Source organism: Cellulomonas massiliensis JC225 (assembly GCF_000312005.1).
Taxonomy (GTDB): Bacteria; Actinomycetota; Actinomycetes; order Actinomycetales; family Cellulomonadaceae; genus Cellulomonas; species Cellulomonas massiliensis.
This window is the reverse complement of sequence record NZ_HE978588.1, coordinates 1,245,285-1,249,844: the sequence shown is the minus strand read 5'-3', so window position 1 is coordinate 1,249,844 and position 4,560 is coordinate 1,245,285. Positions and strand designations below refer to the sequence as shown.

Annotated in this window: 6 protein-coding genes; 4 read left to right on the top strand and 2 right to left on the bottom strand. The window is 78.1% G+C overall.

What is annotated here, in order from left to right; all coding sequences use genetic code 11:
* The first annotated feature begins 283 nt into the window (after positions 1-283).
* From HGCM_RS05895 to HGCM_RS05880, 4 genes are all read left to right on the top strand, one after another.
* Complete coding sequence (locus tag HGCM_RS05895) at positions 284-574, top strand: hypothetical protein (RefSeq protein WP_019135939.1); 291 nt, start codon at positions 284-286, stop codon at positions 572-574.
* A 9-nt stretch (positions 575-583) separates the two neighbouring features.
* Positions 584-1,162: a protein-L-isoaspartate O-methyltransferase family protein gene (locus tag HGCM_RS05890; protein ID WP_019135938.1), complete on the top strand. Its 579-nt coding sequence runs from the start codon at positions 584-586 to the stop codon at positions 1,160-1,162.
* Positions 1,163-1,316: 154 nt separating this feature from the next.
* A complete protein-coding gene (locus HGCM_RS05885; protein ID WP_218917038.1) occupies positions 1,317-1,763 on the top strand; it encodes a hypothetical protein in 447 nt (148 codons plus the stop codon).
* Between the two features lie 92 nt (positions 1,764-1,855).
* Entirely contained in the window at positions 1,856-2,389 is a 534-nt protein-coding gene (locus tag HGCM_RS05880) for a hypothetical protein (RefSeq protein WP_019135936.1), read from the top strand.
* A gap of 4 nt (positions 2,390-2,393) precedes the next feature.
* Here the strand turns inward: HGCM_RS05880 and HGCM_RS05875 are convergent, their stop codons facing one another.
* Positions 2,394-3,338, bottom strand: coding sequence for a 5'-3' exonuclease (locus HGCM_RS05875; RefSeq protein WP_019135935.1), 945 nt, complete (start codon positions 3,336-3,338; stop codon positions 2,394-2,396).
* A gap of 83 nt (positions 3,339-3,421) precedes the next feature.
* Positions 3,422-4,560, bottom strand: a 1,139-nt coding sequence (locus HGCM_RS17155; RefSeq protein ID WP_040398963.1) for a hypothetical protein, incomplete at its 5' end; no start/stop codon positions are given.

Genomic DNA, 4,560 nt, shown 5'->3' with positions numbered 1-4,560 from the left:
GTCGGTGGGCGCGGTGGGCGCGGCGGCGTGCCTGCCGCCGGCGGACCGCCGCCGCTCGGGCAAGGCACGCACGCTCTTCACGGTAGGTGTCTCGGACGACCGTCCTGGACGACTTGAGCCCGGGGGCGGGGCAAGTCTTGTGAAGATTCTGTCGCGCATGCGCTGCAGATCACCGCGTTCCGTGGCAAACCCGGACGAGTCGCCTCGCGTTGGCGTCGCGACGCGCTGACCTGCAACGGCGTGGCGCTCGTCACATCGAGCGTCCGGGGCCTACCCTGCCCCCGTGACGCGCCCGGACCTCGACGCGCCGGCGGCGGGCGGTCTCGACGACCTCTACGACGTCGGCCGGCTCGCCGCGCGGCTGGGCGTCGGACCCTCGACGGTGCGCGCCTGGCTCTCCCGCCGGGTGGCCTGGCTGCCCGCGCCCGACGGTCGGCTCAACGGCGGCGCGGTCTGGCGCGCGAGCACCCTCGACGGCATCGAGTCGCGCCGCGCACCCGGCCGCCCGGGGCGTCCCCCGCTGGTCCGGGCGAGCGGGCCCGCCCCGGTCGAGGCGGCCGTCCCCGTTCCGTAGGGTCGACGGATGGACCGGACCGGTGCGCCGTCCGACGCGGTCGCGGAGGCGATGCGCGCGGTCCCGCGCGTCGGGTTCCTGCCGCCGGCGCAGCGGCGCCGCGCCGGCGTCGACCAGGCCCTGCCGCTGTGGCACGGGTCGACCTGCAGCCAGCCGACCACCGTCGCGGCCATGCTGCGGCTGCTCGACGTGCCGCCGGGCGCGCGGGTCCTCGACGTCGGCGCCGGCTCGGGCTGGACCACGGTCCTCCTCGCGACCCTCGTTGGCCCGTCGGGGCGCGTGCTCGGGCTGGAGCTCGACCCCGAGATCGCCGCGTGGGGCGCGCGCAACGTCGCGGCGCACGACGTGCCGTGGGCCGGACTCGAGGTGGCGACGCCGGGCGAGCTCGGCCGTCCCGTGCCGGGCGGCTGGGACCGCGTGCTCGTCTCAGCGGCGGCCGCCGAGCTGCCGGACGCCCTCGTCGCGCAGCTCGCGCCCGGCGGGCGCATGGTCGTGCCGGTCCGGTCCACCATGCACCTCGTGGTGCGCACCCCCGACGGCGTGCAGGTCTCGCAGCACGGCACGTACTCGTTCGTGCCGTTGCGCTGACCGGGCGCTGACCGGGCCGCCGGCCACCCGTCCGGGCGACGCCCGCGGCCCGACACGCCGCGCCGCCGCGCCCGTCCGGGCGACAGCGGCCCCCGTCACCGGGCCGCAGGTCAAGTCGCCACCGCTTCCTCCCGATGCGTCCGACATGCCCCTGGTGCCTTCGCCGCACCTGCCTGCCGACGGGTCGCAGAGCGGGAACCGGCCGCTCGACGCCGCCCAGCAGGCGTGGACGGCGCTGCAGCGCGAGCTCGTCGCGGAGCTGTGCGACGGGGTGGACGAGCACGCCGTGGGCACGCTGTTCGACCAGGTGCACGCCGCCTGGGACGGCCTCGAGGACCGCCCGGACCCGGCACCCCTGACCGACGCGTTCGGCGTCGCGCTCGGCGACCTCCTCGTGTGGCACGTCGGCTCGCTGCACTGGTGCGCCCGGGCCGCCGACGGCGAGCTCGTCGTCGCCGACCGCGCCGCCGCCTACGTCGTGGCGCCCCTCCCGCTGGTCGTCGCCGCGTGGCCGGACGCGCGCCCCGGCTGGTTCACCGCGCGCGTGCGCCTGCTGCGGGCGGACGCGCTCGCCGAGCTCGCCCGGCCGGCGCAGGCCTGACCCGCCGCGATCCACCCGGAGGCGTCCACCCGGACGGGACGATCCGGGCGCGTCGGCTCAGGTCCGGGGCCCGGGAGGCCGATGATGGAGGCATGACGACCTACGACGTCGACACCTTCGAGGCGGCCTTCCTCGACGACGCGGAGCGCGAGGACGACGCGGGCCAGGAGCGCAGCGGGCACGGTCGCGGGCGGCGCGCCCTGCTCGCCGCGGTGGTCGCCGCCCTGCTCGTCGGCGCGGGGGTCGTCGGCGCCCTCGCCCTGCGCTCGGGGCCCGCCACCGACGCGGTCACCGCCGAGGAGCTCGTCCCGGCCCTCGCCGCCGCCGCGACCGCGCAGGACGCCGTCTCGGGCACGGACCTGCAGGACCTCGACGTGCGGCCGGGCTCGACCCGGCTGATCGCCACGACCCGCACGGGCGCCCACTACGCGGCGGTCGGCACGCAGGGCCAGCTGTGCGTCGTCACCGTGCCGCGCGGCGACCTCCCGTCCCGGCTGTGCGTGCCCGCCGCGCCCGGCGCGTGGATCCCGGTCGACGACACCCTGCGCCTCGTGACCGCGGGCGGCCCGCAGCCCGACGCGGAGGACGGCTGGGTGGCGGCCGGCGACCTCGTCTGGACCCGCTGAGCCGTCAGCGCGCGAGCGCGTCGACCACCCGCGTGACGCTCGACGTCAGGCCCCAGCGCTCCGCGAGCGCGACGAGCGCGTCCGGATCGGCGGGCGTGCGCGGCAGCGCGTCGGCGACGTCGCCGACCGGCGCGTCGCGAGCGACGCGCACCACCGTCGGCGCGACGGCGAGGTAGTCGGCCGCCTCGGTGAGCCGACGGCGCTGCGTCGCGGTGAGCCCCGCGTCGCCGGAGTCGCGGGCCGCGAGGACCCCGTCGAGCGAGCCGTAGCGCGCCAGCAGCGCCGCCGCCGTCTTCTCCCCGATCCCGGGCACCCCCGGCAGTCCGTCGCTGGGATCGCCGCGGAGCGTCGCGAGGTCCGCGTAGGCCGCGCCCGAGCGCACGCCGTAGCGGTCCGCGAGCCGCGCCTCGTCCACGACGTCGAGGTCCCGGATCCCCTTGACGGTGTACAGCACCCGCACGGGCGTCGCGTCGTCGACGAGCTGGAACAGGTCCCGGTCGCCCGTGACGACGTCGACGGGGTGCGGGGCGGCGGCGGCCTGCTCGCGCGCGACGAGCGTGCCGATCACGTCGTCCGCCTCGTACCCCGGGGCGCCGACGCGGGCGATACCGAGGGCCGCCAGCACCGCGGCGATGACCGGCACCTGCGGCGTCAGCAGGTCCGGCACCTCCTCGACGCCCGTCGTGCCGGGCACCTCGGTGGCCACGCGGTGCGCCTTGTACGAGGGGATCGCCTCGACGCGGAACGCCGGGCGCCAGTCGTCGTCCCAGCACGCCACCAGGCGCGTGGGACGGCGGTCGGTCACGAGCGTGGCGATCATGTCGAGCAGGCCGCGCACCGCGTTGACCGGCGTGCCGTCCGGCGCCTTCACGGAGTCGGGCACGCCGAAGAACGCGCGGAAGTACAGCGAGGCGGAGTCGAGCAGCAGCAGCCGGCCGGCGTCGGGCATACCCGCACGGTAGGGCACGGCGCCGACGTCATGAGGCCGGCCGGTGCCCCTCCGCACCGGCCGGCCTCACGTCCGTCCCCGCGTCAGCGCGCGGAGAAGTCCAGCCGGTCGTCCGCGACCGCGACGACCGCCCACTCGCCCCCGTCCGCCGAGCGCAGCGTCCACGTCGGCGCGAGCACCGCGGAGCCGTCGCCGAGCCACGTCACCTGGGACGTGAGCGTGGCCGACGTGATCGTCACGCGCTGCACGGGCCACGCGAGGTCGGCGCCGGACCGCGGCGTCGGCGGCACGCTCGCCGCGGGGACCGACGGCTCGACCGCCGCCGCGCCGGGCTCGGCGGCCTTCGCCGCGTCGTCCGCCGCCGCCACGCCGCCGCGGGCCGTGGCGGCCCAGCCCCAGGAGGAGCCGAACCGCGGGTCGGCGAGCCGGTCGACGGCCGTGCGCGGGCTCACGGTGGCGTAGGCGCCGAGGTCCACCAGCGGGGCGATCCCGCCCCAGGCCGACTGCACGCGGTCGTCGGTGAGCGTGAACGACCAGGACAGCCCGGTCGGCGCGCCGTCAACGGTGAGCGCCGCCGTGGCCGTCGTCACGCCCTGGGTGGCCACCTCGACCTGGAAGTCGGCCGCGTCCAGGCCCGCCGCGTCGAGGAACTCCGCCACGAGCGTCCGGGCGCGCGCCGCGGTGACGGTCGCCCCGGTCGCGTCGTCGCACGCCGGCTGCGGCAGCGGCTCGGGGGTGGCGAGGCTCGAGGACGGCCCGTCGCCCCCGTCGTCGGTCGTCGCCCGGTCGGGCGCGACCAGCTTCTCGCACGCCCACGGGTCGTGCGCCGCGTCGGAGTACGAGAGGCTGCCGATGCCGTCGGGCTGCAGGCTGAGCGTCCGGGCCCCGTCCTCGACGTACCAGACGCCGTACTCCTCGCGCGCCGTGCCGTTCATGCCGAGCGCGTGCGCGACGCGCACCGCGGTGTCCTGCGAGACCGTGCCCGCCGCGTCGAAGCCGTAGACGTGCCGCGAGCCGCCCTCCGACGAGAGCCCGGACGCCGTGAACACCGTCCGTCCGTAGCCGACGAAGGAGCTGCGCCCCTCGGCGGTGCCCATGCCCGACAGGCTGCCCGGCGCGCTGGGCGCGGAGCCGCCCGGCGTCAGCGGGTCGACGGGCGCGCCCTCCCACGTCGCCGTGGCGTCCCGGTCCGCGGCGGCGCCGCCGGACGCACCGGCGTCGG